General features: G+C 61.1%; 18 protein-coding genes. 7 read left to right on the plus strand and 11 right to left on the minus strand.

Annotated elements, in window-relative coordinates:
- Window positions 1-78: 78 nt before the first annotated feature.
- The 10 genes from VB672_RS09185 to VB672_RS09230 all read right to left on the minus strand — a co-directional run bounded on the left by VB672_RS09185 (window position 79) and on the right by VB672_RS09230 (window position 9,077).
- The gene (locus VB672_RS09185) at window positions 79-537 is read right to left on the minus strand and encodes a YbaK/EbsC family protein (protein ID WP_329783884.1); all 459 of its coding nucleotides are present in this window, start codon (window positions 535-537) and stop codon (window positions 79-81) included.
- 112 nt (window positions 538-649) lie between these two features.
- Window positions 650-1,504 carry an oxidoreductase gene (locus VB672_RS09190; RefSeq protein WP_329783885.1) on the minus strand — a complete coding sequence of 285 codons (855 nt, stop codon included), beginning with the start codon at window positions 1,502-1,504 and terminating at the stop codon, window positions 650-652.
- A gap of 119 nt (window positions 1,505-1,623) precedes the next feature.
- The gene (locus tag VB672_RS09195; protein WP_329783886.1) at window positions 1,624-2,580 is read right to left on the minus strand and encodes a cyclase family protein; all 957 of its coding nucleotides are present in this window, start codon (window positions 2,578-2,580) and stop codon (window positions 1,624-1,626) included.
- A 62-nt stretch (window positions 2,581-2,642) separates the two neighbouring features.
- The gene (locus VB672_RS09200) at window positions 2,643-3,632 is read right to left on the minus strand and encodes an isoaspartyl peptidase/L-asparaginase family protein (RefSeq protein WP_329783887.1); all 990 of its coding nucleotides are present in this window, start codon (window positions 3,630-3,632) and stop codon (window positions 2,643-2,645) included.
- Window positions 3,633-3,634: 2 nt separating this feature from the next.
- Window positions 3,635-4,693 carry a DmpA family aminopeptidase gene (locus VB672_RS09205; protein WP_329784070.1) on the minus strand — a complete coding sequence of 353 codons (1,059 nt, stop codon included), beginning with the start codon at window positions 4,691-4,693 and terminating at the stop codon, window positions 3,635-3,637.
- Window positions 4,693-5,589, minus strand: coding sequence for a polysaccharide deacetylase family protein (locus VB672_RS09210; protein ID WP_329783888.1), 897 nt, complete (start codon window positions 5,587-5,589; stop codon window positions 4,693-4,695). Before VB672_RS09210 ends, VB672_RS09205 begins: the two co-directional genes overlap by 1 nt.
- Before the next feature lie 43 nt (window positions 5,590-5,632).
- The gene (locus VB672_RS09215) at window positions 5,633-6,388 is read right to left on the minus strand and encodes an SDR family NAD(P)-dependent oxidoreductase (protein ID WP_329783889.1); all 756 of its coding nucleotides are present in this window, start codon (window positions 6,386-6,388) and stop codon (window positions 5,633-5,635) included.
- Complete coding sequence (locus VB672_RS09220; RefSeq protein ID WP_329783890.1) at window positions 6,385-7,398, minus strand: ketopantoate reductase family protein; 1,014 nt, start codon at window positions 7,396-7,398, stop codon at window positions 6,385-6,387. Before VB672_RS09220 ends, VB672_RS09215 begins: the two co-directional genes overlap by 4 nt.
- Complete coding sequence (locus VB672_RS09225) at window positions 7,399-8,094, minus strand: creatininase family protein (RefSeq protein WP_329783891.1); 696 nt, start codon at window positions 8,092-8,094, stop codon at window positions 7,399-7,401.
- Window positions 8,091-9,077, minus strand: coding sequence for a GntR family transcriptional regulator (locus tag VB672_RS09230; RefSeq protein WP_329783892.1), 987 nt, complete (start codon window positions 9,075-9,077; stop codon window positions 8,091-8,093). The genes VB672_RS09225 and VB672_RS09230 overlap by 4 nt, the downstream gene beginning before the upstream one ends.
- Before the next feature lie 186 nt (window positions 9,078-9,263).
- Between VB672_RS09230 and VB672_RS09235 the strand changes: the two genes are divergently transcribed.
- From VB672_RS09235 to VB672_RS09265, 7 genes are all read left to right on the plus strand, one after another.
- A complete protein-coding gene (locus tag VB672_RS09235) occupies window positions 9,264-10,844 on the plus strand; it encodes an ABC transporter substrate-binding protein (protein WP_329783893.1) in 1,581 nt (526 codons plus the stop codon).
- A gap of 146 nt (window positions 10,845-10,990) precedes the next feature.
- Window positions 10,991-11,965, plus strand: coding sequence for an ABC transporter permease (locus VB672_RS09240; protein ID WP_329783894.1), 975 nt, complete (start codon window positions 10,991-10,993; stop codon window positions 11,963-11,965).
- Window positions 11,962-12,873, plus strand: a complete 912-nt coding sequence (locus tag VB672_RS09245; protein WP_329783895.1) for an ABC transporter permease — start codon at window positions 11,962-11,964, stop codon at window positions 12,871-12,873. The genes VB672_RS09240 and VB672_RS09245 overlap by 4 nt, the downstream gene beginning before the upstream one ends.
- Window positions 12,870-13,889, plus strand: coding sequence for an ABC transporter ATP-binding protein (locus tag VB672_RS09250; RefSeq protein WP_329783896.1), 1,020 nt, complete (start codon window positions 12,870-12,872; stop codon window positions 13,887-13,889). Before VB672_RS09245 ends, VB672_RS09250 begins: the two co-directional genes overlap by 4 nt.
- On the plus strand, window positions 13,841-14,845 hold the full coding sequence (locus VB672_RS09255) for an ABC transporter ATP-binding protein (RefSeq protein WP_329783897.1): 1,005 nt from the start codon (window positions 13,841-13,843) through the stop codon (window positions 14,843-14,845). The genes VB672_RS09250 and VB672_RS09255 overlap by 49 nt, the downstream gene beginning before the upstream one ends.
- 18 nt (window positions 14,846-14,863) lie before the next feature.
- Window positions 14,864-16,378 (plus strand): carboxypeptidase M32, encoded by a 1,515-nt coding sequence (locus VB672_RS09260; protein WP_329783898.1) that lies wholly within the window; start codon window positions 14,864-14,866, stop codon window positions 16,376-16,378.
- A gap of 151 nt (window positions 16,379-16,529) precedes the next feature.
- The gene (locus VB672_RS09265) at window positions 16,530-18,233 is read left to right on the plus strand and encodes a methyl-accepting chemotaxis protein (protein ID WP_329783899.1); all 1,704 of its coding nucleotides are present in this window, start codon (window positions 16,530-16,532) and stop codon (window positions 18,231-18,233) included.
- A gap of 58 nt (window positions 18,234-18,291) precedes the next feature.
- On the opposite strand, the gene VB672_RS09270 is transcribed toward VB672_RS09265, so the two are convergent.
- Entirely contained in the window at window positions 18,292-19,389 is a 1,098-nt protein-coding gene (locus tag VB672_RS09270; RefSeq protein ID WP_329783900.1) for a siderophore-interacting protein, read from the minus strand.
- Window positions 19,390-19,398 lie beyond the last annotated feature (9 nt).

A 19,398-nucleotide genomic window follows, 5' to 3' on the forward strand; every position in this document is an offset into this window, starting at 1 on the left:
CGAAACGTGAGGATGCCGTGAGCGTTTCTGTCGAAGGATGATCTCTGTGACCGCTATCACCCGTTCATCCTGGGGGAGCTATTGACACACATCCACCCAGTCGGCGCCTACAAGATCAGCCATCCGCTGAGGCTGAATGCGCAGAGCCGTATGGATCGAGCCGGCTGCAGGGACGACCTCGTCGAAGGCTTTCAGGGAGATGTCGCAATAGACCGGAAGCGGTGTTGCCAAACCGAACGGGCAGACTCCTCCGACGGGGTGCCCTGTGAGAGCCTGAACCTGCTCTGCATCCAGCATGGAGGCCTTGCCGCCGAAGGTGGCCTTGACCTTCCGGTTATCCAGGCGGGCCGTGCCGCTCGTGACCACGAGAAAACTCTTCTCTCCCACGCGCAGCGAGAGCGTCTTGGCAATTCTCTCCGGTCCAACGCCATGAGCTTCCGCCGCTTGAGTCACGGTAGCGGTGCTCGTCTGCATTTCGATGATCTCTATATCCGGTGCGTTTTGAGCCAGAAAGGCGCGAACGGATTCAAGACTCATGGCCATGAAGCTCCTGTGGTGGGAATAGAGAGGGGTTAGGCGTACCAAAACGGAACGCTGCTTCTGATGTCATCCGGCTGGCTGCCGCTTCGCCCATCATGCAATCGCGTCTCTAGCGCTCGCTTTCCGCATAATCGGCTCCCCGGCTCGCTTCCGCCCAAGCCTCGACTTCCGCAAGGGTTTCCCTCAGCTTCTCCCGGATTCCATCGAGCGCAATGGCGCCCAAAACCAGATGCTTGGGCGGATCGTTCGCTTCAGCGATCTTGATGATGGCCTCCGCCGCCCGGACCGGATCCCCCGGCTGCTTGCCGCTGTAGTTCGCTGTCGTCTCGAGGCGGGCGCCGACCGTGTCCTGATAGTCGGCGATCGTCGGACGCCGCTGCTGCAAGGAGCGCCCGGCCCAATCGGTGCGGAACGGTCCGGGTTCGACGCAGGTCACCCGGATGCCGAGCGGCGCGACCTCCTTGGATAGCGCATCCGACAAGCCTTCCACCGCATGCTTGGTCGCGGCATAATAGCCGGATCCAGGATAGCCGATGAAGCCGGCCTGCGACGAGATGTTGACGATGTGCCCTCGCCGACGTGCCCGCATGCCGGGAAGGACCGCGCGGGTCATCGCCGCCAGGCCGAAAACATTTGTTTCGAACTGGGCGCGGATCTCCGCATCCTCGCCTTCCTCGATGGAGGCTTGGTACCCATACCCGGCATTGTTCACAAGTACGTCGATGGCGCCGAAACGTGCCTCGGCCTCTTTGACGGCCGCGGCAATGTCATCATGCTTCCTGACATCGAGTGACAGGGCGAGTGCCTTTTCCTCATACCCGCGGGTCAGGTCCTCTACGCGACTGGCATCGCGTGCGGTCACCACAGCGCGCCAGCCGCGCCGCAGCACCAATTGGGCGAGTTCTCGCCCAAATCCGGTGGAGCATCCCGTGATGAACCAGACAGGATTGTCGTTGAGCGGCATGGCAGACTCCTTCAGGGCTGGATCGCGACCGGTGGGATATAGGCCCTTGCGTAAGGGAGGGAATAGCCGCAGGGCACCGGCGCCGGGAGGGCCGCGGAACGACCCACCCGGACAGGGGCTCACTTTGCACCCGCTGTTGGACGCATTACGCCCTTCTCATCGCGACGCAGAGGGGCAGGCTGTTTCGGCAATGGAGCCCCGGGAGCCTCCGCCACCGTAACGCCATGCGGCCATTCGGCAGGCGCAACAGCCACATAGCGTGCATAGCCGCCTGTGCCGCCAAGAGGCTTGGCGAAACCGATGGATATCAACGCTCCTGTCTCGGGGACCTTGTCCAGATTGGCGACGCCCTCGGCCTGGGTAAAGTGATTGTGCAGGAGCCAGGACTCGCCTTCGAGCGTCGGCGTCGTGTCCGTATCCAGAGGCTCGTGCCCATGGAAAAGGATCTTGCGCTCGAGATGCAGGAACTTGAGAGCGTCAAGGCTGACACCCGGATGCGGCTTGCTCGCAAAGCGGGCCGGGTCGTTCCAGCCCTTGTACCAGTCCGAGCGGACCATTACGACGGCCCCTTCCGGGATCCGCCCGTTCCGGCTCTCCCAATCCCGAATATCCTGGACGCTCAGGTGATATCCGGAATTAGCCGCCACCTTCTCATGGATTGGGATCACCACCAGAGGACGAATCGCGTAAGTCGCAGGCAGGTCGCTGATGGTCGCGCCGAACTCGTCCCAGTGGGCCGGCGGATCGAGTTGCGTGCCGTATTGATCCGTAGTCAGCAAGTAGCTCGTGGCGACGAAGCCGTGCTTGGCGTAGGTATATTCGTCGCCCTTCTGGACGTAGTTCGGGATATCGGCGCCTGCCGTCGTGGCCCTGAACTCTGCGTGGCCGAACCCCGGCCAGACGGGCTGGACCGGCGCGAAGGCATGGGTCAGATCTATGTGCTTGGCGCCCTTGATACTTTGTTCGTAGACGGACCAGAGCCCTGTCGGTTGCTGGGCTGCCTGTTGAGCGAGGACGACCGATGAAATGAGAGTGCTGGCGAGAAAAGCGGCTGCTGAAGCGAATTTCACGATCACGATAGGCTCTCCCTTGGCTAGAGCTGGCCATCATTCATCCGTGCGCGCCACGGTTCAATGCTTCATTTCTTGAGCCTCTCGGGAATCTGGAAATCGACGAGAGGCTCGTCGTAGATCGCGGTCAGGAGTCTGCCATCGCCCCTGACTATGCCGCGATACATGCCTGAGCAATTAAACGGCAGGGATACGTTGCCGGCATGATCGACGGCAATGATGCCGCCCGAACCTCCAACCGGAGCCAGCATATCGATCACCACGGCACGCGATGCTTCATCCAGAGACTGACCCGCATACCGCATGCGGGAAGCGATCTCATGGGCCGCCGCATAGCGGATGAAGATCTCGCCGTGGCCTGTCGCCGAGATGGCGCAGGTCTCGTTGTCCGCCCAAGTCCCCGCGCCGATCACAGGACTGTCGCCGACACGCCCAGGCGCTTTCGCCGTCATACCGCCAGTGGATGTTGCGGCGGCAAGATTGCCGTGCCGATCGCGTGCGACAGCGCCGACCGTGCCGTGCTTGCGTGATTCGTCCTGATCATCCGCGCCGCTACTGCGCATGGCGAGCGTTTCCTGCAGAGCATTCCAGCGCTGTTCGGTGTAGAAATAGGACTTTTCTTCGAAGGGGAGGCCCTGCTTGCGGCAGAGCTCCAGGGCGCTTTCGCCGATGAGCATCACATGGCTGGAATGTTCCATCACGGCGCGAGCCGCCAAGACCGGATTGCGAGGGCCGCAAATGCCAGCGACAGCGCCGGCCGAGCGGTCCCGGCCATCCATGACGGCAGCGTCCATTTCCTGCTTGCCGGCCGAGGTATACACCGCGCCGCGCCCGGCGTTGAAGAGCGGTTCGTCCTCAAGCGCCATGACTGCGGCTGACACGGCATCGAGCGCGCTGCCGCCATCGGCTAGGACGACGCGCCCGGCTTCCAGGGCGCGGCGCAGGCCTGCATGATAGGCAGCTTCCCGTTCCCGCGTCATCTTGCTGCGCAGGATGGTGCCCGCGCCGCCGTGGATCGCAAGGGCGAAGGCGTTGTCGGCAATGTTGTTGTCGGTCATGTTCATGCTTCGGGTGCGAGTGGATTGAGGACATCAAGGAGGCTCGGGCGATGGTGGCCCGAGCGACCTGTCATAGAACCGGCCCCGACGAGCGCATCGAGAACGGCTTCCTGAGTGGCGTCGGCGAGGGCCTCGAAGAGCAGGTCCATGCGGCTTTCATTGAGGATACGAAGATCCACGAGATCCGCTTTCTCCTCATGTGCCAGGATATTGCCGGTGGTGAAGCCGAGTGCGATGTCGCCGCTGCCATGACCCCAGAAGGAGCCCAACCGCGCCAATCCCACACCGGAACGGCGAATAAGTCGCTTAAGTTGCCTGTCGCTCAGTGGAATGTCGGTAGCTGCAATGACGATGACGGAGCCTTTCTCCACGACACTCTTATCACTGGCGCTGATCGCAGCGGGCGCGGCGACCCTGCCATCGGGAAGTCGGAGGTCTCCAGAACGGCCGAAGTTGGACAGAACAAGCACTCCGAGATGATAGCTTTGCCCGTCGAGTTCCAGCCGACGGGAAGTCGTGCCGATGCCACCTTTGAAGCCAAACGTGCTCATCCCGCAACCGGCTCCCACGGAACCCACCGCAACATGCGATGAAGCGCTCTCCAGAGCAGCGCGCGCATCCGCCTCCGTGACGGCCAGAGCTTGGATATCGTTGAGGTAACCGTCGTTACATTCGAAAGCGACCGGATTCACGGTTGCAGTTTCGCGACCGATTTCCGGATTTCGCTCGATGGCATGACGCACGAGCGCCGTGCAGCAGGTTCCGACAGAAAGAGTGTTGGTGAGGAGAATCGGCGTCTCGATGGTGCCCAGTTCCTCGACCTGTACCAACCCCGCGCTCTTTCCGAAGCCGTTCAGAACATGAACGGCAGCAACCGGCTTCTCGCGATAGAGATTGCGGTCATGCGGTATGATAGCTGTCACGCCGGTTCGGATATCACCATCTATGAGCGTGCGATGGCCAACGCGCACGCCCGGAACATCGGCAATGCTGTTGAGCGCGCCAGTCGGTAGATTACCGTAGGCGAAACCGGCATCCCGGGCCCGTGGGGAGCGACCCATCAGACGCATTCCGCCTTCACGAAAGCGGCGATTTCAGCGTGGGTGGCGATCCATACATCTGGGCGCTGGGTGATCTCCTCAAGGAGCTTTTCGAGGATCCAAATGCGTGAGCGGTAGCCGGTCACGTGGGGGTGCATTGTCAGGAGAAAGAGACCGCCTTCCTCATAGGCCCGCTCGAACTCGCGCAAGAAAATGTCATAGACGGCTGTGGGCGGCGTATATGGACGAAGGCCGTTGAAGCGATGCATGTTGAAGTAGATCGCATCGTCGCGGATCCACTCCACGGGAAGCTCCACGATGCCGGTCGGCTTACCGTGCTCCAGCAGCTCGTAAGGGTCGTCGTCCGCCATTAGCGAGGAATCGTAAAGAAGGCCGAGTTCGCGCTCGATGCGCAGAGTACTCGGACTGAAGTCCCAAGATGGTGTGCGCAGACCCACGGGGCGTACGCCGGTGATCCGCTCCAGGGTGTCTGCTGCCCGGAACATCAAGTCGCGCTCGATCTCATAAGGTAGTTGGCTGTTAAGCTCGTGGATCCAGCCATGAATGCCGATCTCGTGGCCATCCGCGACGACACGGCGCTGCTCGTCCTCATAAAGAAGAGCAGCGACCGCCGGAACGAAGAAGGTTGCCTTAGTATCGTACTTGGCGAGAGCCTTGAGAATCCTCGGCACGCCTTGACGATTGCCATACTGCCCCTGGGACATGCGCCCGATGGACCGACCGCCATCACGCAACTCGTTGGTCTCATGGTCGGAATCGAAGGACAGAGCAACCGCGCAGCGGGCACCGTTCTTCCACTTCGTCGGCTTCATCGAGCGGCCGGCGCGCACGTGCTCCACCTTCCCACGCCAGATCTGCTCGTCCCAGGCCCAGGGTTGGTTGCTGATATCGTCCATGCTTATTCCTTGAATGTCTTGCTTAAAAGTTCGTCCGATCTTATCAGGAACGTCCGCCATCCACGGAGACGATCTGTCCGGAAATCCAGGCTGCTTCGTCGGAGGTCAGGAACATGACGGCATTCGCGATATCCTGCGGATGTCCTAAGCGTCTCGTATGGATGCTTTCCACGAGGCGTGCTTGTCCCTCGGGACCATAGCTTTCCCATTGGCGCTGCGTTGCCGGATTGGACAGTACGAAACCAGGAGCCACGCTGTTGACGGTAATTCCATAGGGGCCAAGTTCGAAGCTGAGCTGCTTTGTCAGTCCCACGAGAGCATGCTTCGAGGCCGTATAAGCCTGGATGCCGGTCAGGCTCGGGCGCAGGCCCGCACCGGACGCGATATTGACGATGCGTCCGAATTGACCTCGCTTCATATGCGGAGCCACAGCCTGCGAGCACCAGAATGCGCCGTGGACGTTGGCTTCGAACAGGACGAGCCAATCCTGTTCGCTGACCTCCTCGATGGGCTTCGCCACCTGTCCGCGCACGCCACCCGCGCAATTGACGAGGATGTCGATGCCCCCCAGGCTATCCGCCATCTCGTTGAAGACACGGCCGGCTGCGGCGCGATCTGCAAGATCGAGAGTGCGTGTTGCGCTGGCTCCAGCCTCAGCAGCAATGCGCAACCCGACCTCATCCATGTCGAGAGCCCAGACAAGGGCTCCCTCTGCTGCAAGGGACTGGACGATGGTTCGTCCGATCCCCTGTGCGGCTCCCGTGACGGCAACGCGCCGATTGGTGAAATCCAGATTCATGGCTTCAGCATCTCATCGAGAGTGGACCAGGATTGTTCGCGCCGCCCATCTTCGATGTCATGGATCAGGCCGACCAGCTTGGTGATGGCAGGCGTCGGGATCTCGGCCTCCTTGCCCAGGGTGGCAATGATCGCGATCTGGGCATCGACTTCCGTCTTGCGCTTGCGCACGGCCAGGTCGCGCCAGATGCCAGAATGGGTCTTGGCCGTGTGCCGGTTGAACTCGGCCATGTCCGCCACGGAGCGGCGTGCGGCCGCCTCGTCGGTGCCCGGCATGAAGGCATCGGGGTCAAAACCGTTGAAGCCCAAGGGCCTCACGCCACGAGCCTTTGCCACGGCCATGACCTCCTGCCCGAGGCGGTGATAGATGGGAAAGTGCTTCTCGGAAGCGAGGTTCTCTGACATGGAGGCGTTGGTCAGTGCCGTCGCGAACAGCAGGGAACCGTACCCGAGCTTGCCCCAGAGATAGCCCCAGATGTTGTCGGTGAGCACCGCCTTCGGCTCGAAGATTGAGAGCAGGCGGTGATAGTCGCGCACGGCATCTGTGACTTGCCCGTCGAGGCCGCCGACCGCGACGGCTGCCCGGTTGCCGAACAGAATGCGACCGGGCTCCAGCCAATCCGCGCCAAAATTGACGAAGCAGCCAATGGTCCGCTCGGCACCGATTTCCTCGGCGATGATGATCTCGTTCAACCCGTTTTGAGCGGATAGGACAGTTCCGTCCTTGGCGAGATGTGGCTTCAGGTCGTGCACAGCCTCGCGGGTATGGTGCGCCTTGACGGCCAGGATGACGCGCTTGAATTGGCCTGTGACCTCGCTCGGCAACGCCGCCTTGACCGGTTGCTGAAAGGTCTCAACCGGCCCCTCGATGGAGAGGCCGTGCCCGCTCATGGCCTCCACATGGGGCGCGACGATGTCCACGAGCAGCACGTCTTCGCCGGCACGGGCCAAATAGGCGCCGAGCGTGCCACCGATGGCGCCGGCGCCCCAGATCAGAATGGTGTCGTTCATCTACCAGTTCTCAATGAGGGCGCGGGTTTCTTCGATGGCAATCGCCCAGATGGCGTTCATGTCTTCATCTGAGCGCTGGAAGTGACCGCCGAAATTGCCGTCCTGCAGGATCTCTCGGACACCATCGGGACCGAAGGTCCGCATGCGTTCCAGGTCGACCATCGGCTTCTGGTGGGAAGGCTGCTCGACCCCGGGCAGGCGGGTCCAGGGGAAGTTTTCCATCCACGAGGCGTGGGAGGCGACCGGGTCGATCTGCTTCACCTTGTCGAAGGTGCGGGGAGCATTCCACCAGTTGTGGAACTTCACCCGGCAATCCGGGTTTGTGCCCATCCATTCGATGGCTGCTGTCTGGCCAGGTGTGTTCCCGCCATGGCCGTTGACGAAGAGAATTCGACGAAAGCCCGTGCGCTTGAGGGAATCGAGGATGTCGGTGATGATGCGCAGATACGTGTCCGCTTTCAACGAGATGGTTCCCGGATAGGCCATAAAATAGGGCGTGATGCCGTAGGCCTGAACGGGGAAGACCGGAACGCCGGTCGGTGCAGCCGCTTCCGAAGCCACGCGCTCCGCCAGGATGCTGTCGACGGACAGGCTTAAATAGGCGTGCTGCTCCGTGCAGCCGAGCGGAACCACGGCGCGATCATCCGCCTTCAGGTATTCTTCGACCTGAAGCCAGTTCATCTCACTGATTTTCATGAAGGAACGTCCTCTTGCGAAACGATGGACGAGCGCAGCCGCTCGATTACGGGAAGCAGCGTTGCTCGGATTGCATGGGGATCCGGCACGTAGCGGAATTCCACGGCTTGGCGATCCGGCGGGAGCATCCGTCTGACAGTCGCCTCCGCGCCGCTGGCGTAGATCGCCACGTCGATATCGGACAGGAACGCTTCCAGATCGGGCGCCGTGATCAGGCGTACATCCACATCGGAAACGTGGGGCGCGAAGCGCAGCACCCCGGGCTTCATCAGGGCAGTGAATTCGGGAAAGATCGACACGATGCCGATGCGCGCCATGGGATCGATCATAGCGAGCTGTGCCCGCGTCTCCTCCGCCGGAATAAAGCTCAGGCCAACGACCGGGATGCCGCTGGGGACAAGATGCTCGACCTCGCCGCGGCGGTGGGCGAGGGTGACGCAGATATCGCAGGGCAGGGGAAAGGTCTCCCCCGCATGCAGCGCGTCCACCGTCGTGACGGCGATAGAATCACCCGCGCCGAGATAATCCTTAATCCTGTTCGCATATTGCTGGGTCGTCTCGACGAAGTTGCCCACCATGACGAGGCGCAGTGGGCGAGTGGGCGTCGGACCTCGGGCAGCACGGGCATTCACCAGCGACGATACCACGGAAGGGGCGAGGCCGAGTTGCTCGGCTTCGTTGAAGAGCATCTCGATGCGGCGTTGGATCTTGCGGATGGCCGCCGAGCGCAGACCATCGCTGTTGTGCCCATCGCCCACATAGGTGCCCGCACCCGGCTTCGCCTCGATCAGGCCGGCCTCACGCAACTCGCGGTAAACCGTTGCTACCGTCATGTGCGCGATGCCGGCTCGCTCCGCAAGCTCCCGCACCGAAGGCAGACGTTGGCCGGTGGGCAACTCCCCCAAGGCGATGCCAAACTCGATCAGGCCCCGCAACTGGATGCCAAGCGGAACCGGGAGGGAGCGGTCAAGGGCTCCCGCCAAGTTGGAAAGGATACGTTCATCGGGCGTCTGTTCCGTGCCGCTATAACGGATGCCCTCATAAGCGTCAGCAGTTGATTGAGGTTTGGGCAAGGCGCTGTTGACTTTTCGCAACCGGGTGACCTACCGTTCTAATCGATAAGAACACCTTGGACGAAAAGCCAGGGTATTAGCAAGAGGGGAAGTGAAGTGAAACAAAACTTCAAGCTTGGTGGATCGCTCTTTGCAGCTCTCGTCCTTGGAACCGTTCTCGGCGGCTCTGTTTCGGCGCAAACTCTGACCATGGGGCTTCGGGCCGGCCCCGACTCGATCGACCCGCATTGGTCAACCCTCGGAAGTCAGGCGGAGGCCCTTCGCCACATCTTCGATACGCTCGTGATGTCGGACGAGAACCTCGGACTGAAGCCAGGTCTTGCGACGTCATGGAAGCCGATCGATGATACCACCTGGGAGTTCAAGATCCGGGAGGGCGTAAAATTCCATGATGGCTCGGAACTGACTGCGGAGGACGTGAAGTTCTCGATCGATCGCATTCCGGTGGTCACCGGACCCATGAGCATGACCATCTATACGAAGCAGGTTGCAGAGACGAAGGTCGCCGACAAGTACACCCTGCACGTGAAGACCAAGGCGCCGGCGCCAACTCTGCCCAACGATTTCATTCGCCTTTTCGTTGTATCCAAGTCCGTGGGCATGGAAGCGCGCAACGAACAGTTCAACTCCGGCAAGGCCGCCATCGGCACAGGACCATACAAGTTCGTCTCCTGGGAGCCGAAGGGCGACCTCGTATTGGAGCGCTTCGACGGCTATTGGGGCGCGAAGCAGCCCTGGCAGAAGGTCGTTCGCAAGGAAATCCCGAGTGATCCAGCACGCATGGCGGCACTGAAATCCGGTCAGGTCGATCTCGTCAACTACGTGCCGGCCACCGACTATTCCGCGATGCAGAAGGACAAGTCGGTCGACACTTTCGTGGCCGACTCGGTCTACTTCCTGAATATCACGCCCAATGTTAAAGAGAGTCTTCCAAAAAAGGCGAAGGTCGACGGCAAGGAAATCGAGGCCAATCCGCTGCGCGACCCGAAGGTGCGTGAGGCCATGGACCTCGCTATCGACCGCAAAACGCTCGTTCGCGTCGTTCTGGAAGGCTTGGGTCGCCCGGCCAATCAGCTGATGCCCGCCACCTTCTTCGGCGGCAACAAGAACCTACCCGAGCGTCCCTACGACCCGGCCAAAGCCAAGCAGTTGTTGGCCGACGCCGGCTATCCGAAGGGTTTCGAAATCGACTTCCACTGCACCAATAATCGCCTGCCGGGCGATGGAGCAGTGTGCGAAGCGCTTTCGCAGATGTGGGCCCGCGCCGGCTTAAAGGTGAATGCCAACGCGCTCAACGGCACCGTATTCTTTCCAGCTCAGCAGAAAGGCGAGTTCTCGCTCTGGATGAGCGGTTGGGGCACGCTGACCGGCGAGGCCAGCTATACCTACGGCTCGCTTGTGCACACGGCCGACCCGCAGATCGGCCTCGGCGCCTTCAACAAGCAGGGTTATTCCAACCCGGAAGTGGACAAGCTGCTCCAGGAAGGAGCACGCACCATGGACGATCCGAAGCGCCGTACTCTCTTTGAAAAAGTAACGGAAATCTCCATGAACGATCGGGCTCTGATCCCAACGGTTCAGATCCAGACTGTTTGGGCCGCCAAGAAGGGCATGCTCACCGTTCCACCGCGCGTCGATCAGGAAACCTTGGCCTATGAGATCAAGCCGAAGAGCTGATCGTGTCTGCAGCCAGCCGAGACGAGCCGGCTGGCCTGTTCCGGAGGGAAAAACCTTCCCTCCGGCATTTTGATTGATGCAGTCCGTGGAGTGTCGGACAACCCGTTCCTCGCTCCTCTGCCTCATAACACCATGCATGAGACAGCATGATTGGTTTTCTTATCCAGCGCATCCTGCACGCGCTCATGGTCGTGATCGCGATGTCGATCATCGTGTTCCTCGGCGTTTATGCCATCGGCAATCCCATCGACGTGATGATCGATCCCGCATCCGATCAGGCTTTGCGCGAGGCCCTCATCCGTCGCTACGGTCTGGATCGCCCCCTGTTCGAGCAGTACTTCGTGTTCATGAACAACATGCTGCATGGGGATCTCGGCGAGTCGTTCATCTACCGTCTGCCTGTGCTGAACCTGATCTGGTCGCGCTTCCCGGCAACCCTGGAGCTGGCGCTGACTGCAATGCTCATCGCCACCGGTCTCGGCATTCCGCTCGGTTTGTGGGCCGGCTACAAGCCAGAATCACTCTCGGCGAAGGCGATCATGGCGTTCTCCGTTCTCGGCTTCAGCGTGCCGAGTTTCTGGGTCGGGCTTCTGCTCATCATGACATTCGCGGTTGAACTCGGCTGGCTTCCTTCGGGCGGGCGTGGCCCCACAACGCAGGTGCTCGGCATGAACCTGTCGATCACCTCGCTCGCGGGATGGAGTTACATCATCCTGCCGGCGTTCAATCTAGCGCTCTTTAAGCTCGGTTTGTTGATCCGGCTGACGCGTGCGGGCACGGTAGAAGTCATGGGCTCCGATTATGTTCGCTTCGCCCGCGCTCAGGGACTGTCCGAGGGCAAGGTCGTCGGCCTTCATGTTCTCAAGAACATCTCAATCCCCATCGTGACCGTTTTCGGCCTCGAACTTGGTTCGACACTGGCGTTTGCCGTGGTAACCGAAACGGTGTTCAACTGGCCCGGCATGGGCAAGCTCATCATTGACTCGATCACCGTGCTCGACCGTCCGGTGATGGTGGCCTACCTTATCCTCGTGGTGTTCCTCTTCGTCATGATCAATCTCATCGTTGATCTGGTCTATGGCCAGCTCGATCCGCGCATTCGCGTAAAGGCGGCATCATGAGCAGTTCACCCGCCCTCCCATTGCCGGCGGAGACCGGCTGGACGCGGCTCTCCCATTTCTGGTCCGATTTCCGCCAAAGCCCAGTTGCCGTCTTGGCTCTGATCGTCGTTGTTGCGGTCGTTCTCATGGCCTTTCTCGCTCCTTTCGTGGCCCCGCAGGATCCCTATAACCAGGAAGCCCTCGATCTGTTCGATGCCCGTCTCGAACCCGGGGAGGTCGGTTCCGGCGGCTACGTTCACTGGCTCGGCACCGATGCAGCTGGACGTGATATCTTTTCCGCCATCCTCTACGGATTGCGCACGAGCCTGATCGTCGGCGTGATGGCCAGCACCCTTGCGCTCGTGCTCGGCACAACTGTCGGCCTCGTCGCCGCCTATTACGGCGGCCGTATCGAGGCGCTCATCATGCGCATCATCGATCTGCAGCTCTCGCTGCCGGCGATCCTCCTTGCGTTGGTTCTCGTGGCGCTGCTTGGGCAGGGACTGATGCAACTCGTCGCCGCTCTTGTGGCGGCGCAATATGCTTACTTCGCCCGTACAACCCATGGTGCTGCCAGTGCGGAGAGGCGCAAGGACTACATCGAAGCGGCGCTCTCGACCCCGCTGCCCGCGCGCTATGTTCTGTTTCGTCACCTCCTGCCCAATGCTCTGCCGCCTCTGATCGTTGTGGCAACGGTCCAGGTGGCGAACTCCATCGCCCTAGAGGCTACGCTGTCGTTCCTGGGCTTGGGCTTACCCATCACCCAGCCCTCGCTGGGATCCCTGATCTCCAATGGTTTCCAGTTCCTGCTGTCGGGCCGGTACTGGATCTCCATCTATCCCGGCATCGCCCTGATGCTGACCGTCGTCGCCATCAACCTCGTGGGCGATCAGGTTCGCAATGTCTTGAACCCGAGGCGCAGCCGATGAGCGATGCGGTTCTTCGCGTCAAAGATCTCCAGACGCAATTCGAGACTAGGTCTGGCGTTCTGAAGGCTGTGGACGGCGTCAGCTTCGAAGTTGCTCGCGGCCGAATTCTGGGGCTTGTCGGCGAGTCGGGCTCCGGCAAGAGCGTTACAGGCTATTCCATCCTCGGACTGGTCGAGCCGCCCGGCCGGATCGCCGGCGGTGAAGTTCTCCTCAACGGGAAGGATCTTACTCGTCTGAGAGGCGAGAGCATGCGGCAGATCCGCGGTGCGCAGATAGCCATGGTGTTCCAGGACCCGATGATGACGCTCAATCCGGTCCTGAAGATCGGAACCCAAATGGTTGCGGCCGTGCGCGCGCATGACAACGTCTCCCGCAAGGCCGCCCGTGCAAGATCGCGCGACGCGCTCGCCAAGGTGGGCATTCCGAGCCCGGAGGAGCGGCTTGATGCCTACCCCCATCAGCTCTCCGGCGGAATGCGTCAGCGCGTGGCCATTGCGATCGCGCTCCTGCACAGCCCGGCCGTTATCATCGCAGACGAGCCGACCACGGCGCTCGACGTTTCGATTCAGGGGCAAATTCTGGCCGAGGTGCGGCGCCTCGCGGACGAGACCGGCACGGCCTTCGTGTGGGTGACGCACGATCTCGCAGTGGTATCGAGCCTCGCGGACGATATCTGCGTCATGTATGCGGGCCGGGTGGTGGAAACCGGGCCGGCCGCAGATGTCATCGCAGCGCCGCGCCATCCCTATACCGCAGGCCTTCTCGCGTCCGTGCCGTCCGAGCACGCGCCCGGCACGAAGCTTCCTCAGGTTCCTGGATCGACCCCATCCCTGGCTAATCTCCCGCCGGGCTGCGCCTTCGCTCCCCGATGTGCCAAGGCGGGACCGGCTTGCACGACGACACCGCCTGTCCAGCACTTTGAGAATGGACGTACCGCCCTTTGCCATTACCCGATAGAGCCCGTTTCATGCCAGCCGCTCTCCTTGACATCGACCACGTATCGAAGCGCTTCGTAAAGCAGCCCAACCTCGGGGAGCGCATTGCTGGCCTTCTGGGTGCGGGCGCCAGGACGGAAATCGTGCGCGCGGTCGCCGATGTCAGCCTCTCGGTTGCCAAAGGCGAAGTCGTCGGCTTGGTCGGTGAATCCGGCTGCGGAAAGTCGACCCTCGGGCGCATGATTTCCGGGATCTACACGCCGAGCGATGGCAGGATCCTGTTCGACAAGGTGCCTGTTGCCAAGGCTCAGGGACGGCGCACGCAGAAGCTGACCACTCGCGTCCAGATGATCCATCAGGATCCTTTCGCGAGCCTCAATCCACGCATCCGCATCGGCGACACGGTGGCCGAAGGACCTGTCGCGCACAGCATCGTCAAAGCGCGTGAGGCCGATTCCTATGTGACAGATCTGCTCGGGCGCGTTGGCCTCGATCCGAGCTATCGCCGACGTTTTCCGCACCAGTTCTCCGGTGGACAGCGTCAGCGCATTGCTATTGCCCGCGCGCTCGCCATGAAGCCGGACCTTTTGGTACTCGACGAGCCCGTGGCGTCACTCGATGTGTCCATCCAGGCACAGGTGCTCAATCTGTTCATGGATCTGCGCCGGGATCTCGATCTGACCGGCATCTTCATCAGCCACGATCTCGGCGTGGTGCGGCATGTTTCCGACCGGGTTGCAATTATGTATCTCGGCCGCATCGTCGAACTCGCGCCGACATCCGAGCTTTACGCCGATCCGAACCACCCCTATACCCGCGCACTCTTCGAGAGCGTTCCACGCATCGGCGTCGGCAGGAAAGACTTTCGCCCGATTGCCGGTGAAATCCCGTCGCCACTCCATCCGCCGAGCGGGTGCCATTTCCATCCGCGCTGTCATTTCGCAGGCCCGCGCTGCAAGAGGGAAACGCCTCCGTTGGTCGCCATCGGCCCCGGTCGCTTCTCCGCCTGCCATCTCAACACAGGCGGTACCGGTTAATCAGGACGACCAATAGCTATGACTCAGCTCGCCTCGCTCCAGGAGCGCATCGCTGCCGTCAACGATGTGCTCAATGCAATTTCCGTCCTGACATGGGACTCTCGCACCATGATGCCCGCAGGCGGGGCGGAAACCCGCGGACACCAGATTGCAACGCTGACCCGGATCGCGCGCGATTTGCTTCTTTCGCCCGAGACCGAGAGGGCGCTCGAGGAAGCCGAGAAGGCGATTGATGGGTTTGCGGAAGATTCTCCCAAGATACGGGTCGTACAGCAGACGCGGTATGCGGTGGAGCACCACAAGAGGGTGCCTGCAGCGCTGATTCAGGAGCGGGCGGCTCTTCGCACTGTTGCTCAGGCGGCCTGGATCGAGGCGCGCTTGAAGAGCGATTTTCCGATCTTTGCGCCCTATCTCGCCAAGACCGTCGAGCTGTCGCGCGCCTATGCCGACTGCATCGGATGGCGCGAGCATCCCTATGACGCCATGGTATCGATCTACGAGCCGGGCGAAACCACGGCGAGCCTCAAGAACCTCTTCGATGAATTGCGGTCTGGTCTGTTGCCGATACTAGATGTTGCGCGATCTCGCCCTCAACCGCGTTCGGACTTCCTATTCCGCGACTATCCAGAGGAAAGGCAACGGGCCTTCGGCTTGAGTCTCGCTGAGAAGCTCGGCTACGACTTTCAGCGTGGGCGTTTAGACACCGCCGTTCATCCATTCGAGGTGTCGTTTACACGCAATGATGTACGCATCACCACCCGATACAGCCGTAATTATCTTCCCGCTTCCATCTTTGGCACCGCTCATGAGACTGGTCACGGTCTTTACGAGCAGGGCATCGATTCAGCCTATACCCGCACCGCGCTCGCGACCGATCTCATCGGTCTCTATGCTGTCGGAGGCACGAGCTTTGGAGCCCATGAGTCCCAGTCGCGCCTCTGGGAAAACCATATCGTCCGCAGCCGCACCTTCTGGCAGCTGCACTTTGCCGAGTTGTGGAAGCACTTCCCGGATCAACTCCGCGATGTGAACGACGAGGAGTTCTACCGCGCGGTCACCCGCGTCGAGCCTGGCTTAATCCGCGTCGAGGCGGATGAACTGACCTACGACCTTCACATCATGCTGCGCGTCGAAATCGAATGCGCGCTCATGGACGGTTCGCTACCCGTGACTGATCTTCCAGAAGCCTGGAATGCAGCGATCAAGCGCGATCTCGGCCTCGTTGTACCGGATGATGCGCGTGGGGTGCTCCAGGACGTGCATTGGTCAACGGGCTATATCGGCTCCTTCCCGACTTACACCATCGGCAATGTCATGGGTGCACAGGTGATGGAAACCTTGCGGAAGGAGCTGCCGTCTCTCGACAGAGCCATCAAGGCTGGCGAGTACTCGGTCTTGGCGGAAGAACTGCGCAGCAGGATCTGGCGGCACGGTCGCCGGTTTAAGCGGGACGAGTTGCTGAGGCGTGAAACAGGTCGCGCCCTCGATCCCGCTCCTTATTTGGCCTATCTCCGCCGCAAATATGAAACGTGAGAGACAAATCCAACTCGCCTTGATGCGGCTCACAATGCAGCTCTGATGAACTTCCCTAGAAGAAGATGAACAAACTTCTACTAAAGTAGGGCGCCATTAACCGATGGGGCAGTATTGTGGGGCAACTCACAATATAAGTCGGGGCACTTCGGTGTTGAATAAAGTTACATTGCCTGTGAAGATCATGGCCTTGGTTGCCGCGGTCATTTTCTTGACAGCTGGAACCATGTGGTTTGCGGCTTCGCGTCAGATCTGGTCCGATCTGGAGTCTCAACAGCAGCAGAAAGCCGAGCAGTATCTGCGCAGTCTGTCGCTTGTCTATGCGGCCCGCATGTCCGGCGCCGAGGTAAAGGTCGAGAACGGCCGCGTGGCACGTATCGTGAGCCCCTCGCTGGCCGAGTACAAGGATTTCTCGGTCGTCGACGATTCCGTGTCCTATGTCGGCGGCAACGCAACGATTTTCACCTTCGATACATCGCAGGATAAGTTTATCCGTCGCGTGACGACGGTGAAGAAGGAGAACGGGGAGCGTGCTGTCGGCACCGCGCTGGCGCCGGACAGCCCCGCTCAAGCGGTTGTCCGCCGTGGCGAGCCGTACTATGGGCCGACCGTGCTGTTCGGCACCCAGTTCTACACGGCCTATCAGCCGACCTTCGATCATGCAGGCAAGATCAACGGCATTCTCTACGTCGGCGTGCCGGTTGCAGATTTGCATGATGCCTACTCGGCAACGATGACGATGCTGACCATTGCCGCGGGGTTGATTGCCGTCCTTGCCTGCTTTGGTGCCGTGCTGATCGCCAAGCGCTTGTTCCGCCCGCTGAAAGAGATCACCCGTCGTGTCGAGAGGCTGGCGGAGGGAGATCTCGAAAGCTCCATCGGGTATCAGGAGCGGGGCGATGAGATCGGCGCAGTAGCGAAGTCGCTGCAGGTCTTCAGGAACGCTTTGCTTGCGCAGCGGCAAGCGGATGAAGCGGCCTCCCTTGAGCAGGAGGCGAAGGCGCGCCGTGCCCAGAAGTTGGACAAGCTCACCCAGCACTTCGAGGCAAAGGTTTCGACATTGACGCATCGTTTGTCCGTTGCAGCTTCAGACCTTGAGGCGACGGCTCAGTCCATGACTGCGGTGGCCGACAAGGCAACTCATCAATCCGTCGGTGTCGCCTCGGCCTCGCAGCAGACCTCTGCCAACGTGCAGACGGTCGCGGCAGCGACGGAGGAACTATCCATCTCCATTCGTGAGATCGCTTCGCAAGTCGCTCAGTCGTCCAGCATTGCCGAGCGGGCTGTGGTTGACGCCCAGCGCACGAACGGCATCGTTCAAATGCTGGCAGGCTCCGCCGAGAAGATCGGTCACGTGGTGCAACTCATCAACAGCATTGCGTCCCAAACCAATCTGCTGGCGCTGAACGCCACGATCGAGGCAGCGCGAGCAGGGGAGGCGGGTAAGGGCTTTGCGGTCGTTGCGGCCGAGGTGAAGGAGCTTGCCAACCAGACCTCGCGCGCGACGGACGAAATCTCGGCTCAGATCGCCAGCGTGCAGCAGGTGACTGGTGAGGCCGTGCAGGCGATCCAGGCAATCGCCGGTACGATTGGCGAGATGTCGCAGATTTCGGTGGCTATTGCAGCAGCCATGGAGGAGCAGGGCGCGGCCACGGCCGAAATTTCCCGCAATGTGCAGGAAGCGGCCCGCGGCACCGAGGTCGTCACAGACAGCATCGGCGAGGTGCGTCAAGCTGCCGGTGACACGGGTGCGGCGGCAACCCAGGTGCTCTCGGCCGCTCAGGAACTGGCACGGCACTCCGCCAGCCTCGGACAGGAGGTTGATCACTTCCTATCCGGCGTCAAAGCCGCATAGACTCCTGGACGATGCGTTGACGGGAGCCGCAGTGGAAACTGTCCCCTGCGGCTTCTCTTTAGTGTTCCACTTGGTCGGCCGTATGGCCTGCACGCCAATAGGCCACGACCTGATGTTGCGAGGTCGGCACCTTCCACTCCTTGCGTAGGAGCCTTTTCAGGCACCGGCAACTCTTCTGCTCGCAACCGGCCCAGATGAAGCGGCGGGTTTCGTTCGACGGCATAGCAATCGACCGGATGGCATCTTCAATCAGGGACGTCGTTCCTGCCGCCGCTCCGTTCCGATGCAGCCAGCGGATATCCAATGCAGCCGCGGAGCGAAGGGGCTGTTCCTCGCTCGCATCGGCCACCTCAAGGAGAACTGTGGCTCTGCAATCGGCGGGGAGCTCCGCCAGGATCCGGCTGATGGCCGGGAGCGCCGTTTCATCTCCGGCAAATAGATACCAGTCAGCTTGGGGCAGTTCGCCGCCGCCTGGACCCAGGACTCCGACGATGTCCCCGGGACATGCTTGCTGGGCCCAAGTCGAGCCCGGCGTGTCGTCACCTTCGTGCAAGACGAAATCGATTTCGATCTCACCACGCTCTACGTCGATGTCCCGGATCGTATAGATCCGCATCACCGGGCGATCTTCTCCTTTGGGCCAGACGGGCCGACCGTCCTCGCCCATCACCGGCCATGACGGCGTGACGCCGGGTTTCGGCGGAAGCAGAAGGCGTACATGGATTCCGCCAATGGCGAAACGCGCGAGATCACCGCCCTTGAGCCGTACACGACGCATGCGCGGCGTCACGTTCGATGCGCTGACCACGGACATTTCGCGGAAGTACGGAAGAGAGGAGCCCGTGGCGCCATCCCCGTCCCATGCAATGCGTGGGGTCTCGCCCTTGACGAAGTCCAGAATGTGCTCCGCGAGGCTCCACTTGACGTAAGCGAGGCCGGTTGCGTCCGGTCCTTCAGCACGAAGGTAGAGGCTGTCGTCATCTGCTTCGACGGATGCACTGCCGTACTCGAACTCCACACGGGCGGACCGTCCGAGACGATCGACCTTGCCATGCTCGATGAAGTGCTCGCAGAGCTTGTCCATAATCTGAACTGGGCCAGTGAGGGCGACCTTGGCCTCGGCACGAAGGATCGGCGATGTGTTTGAGTGTCTCATGGACAGTTT

This window comes from Microvirga sp. CF3016, from assembly GCF_036314085.1.
In the GTDB taxonomy this organism is placed as follows: Bacteria; Pseudomonadota; Alphaproteobacteria; order Rhizobiales; family Beijerinckiaceae; genus Microvirga.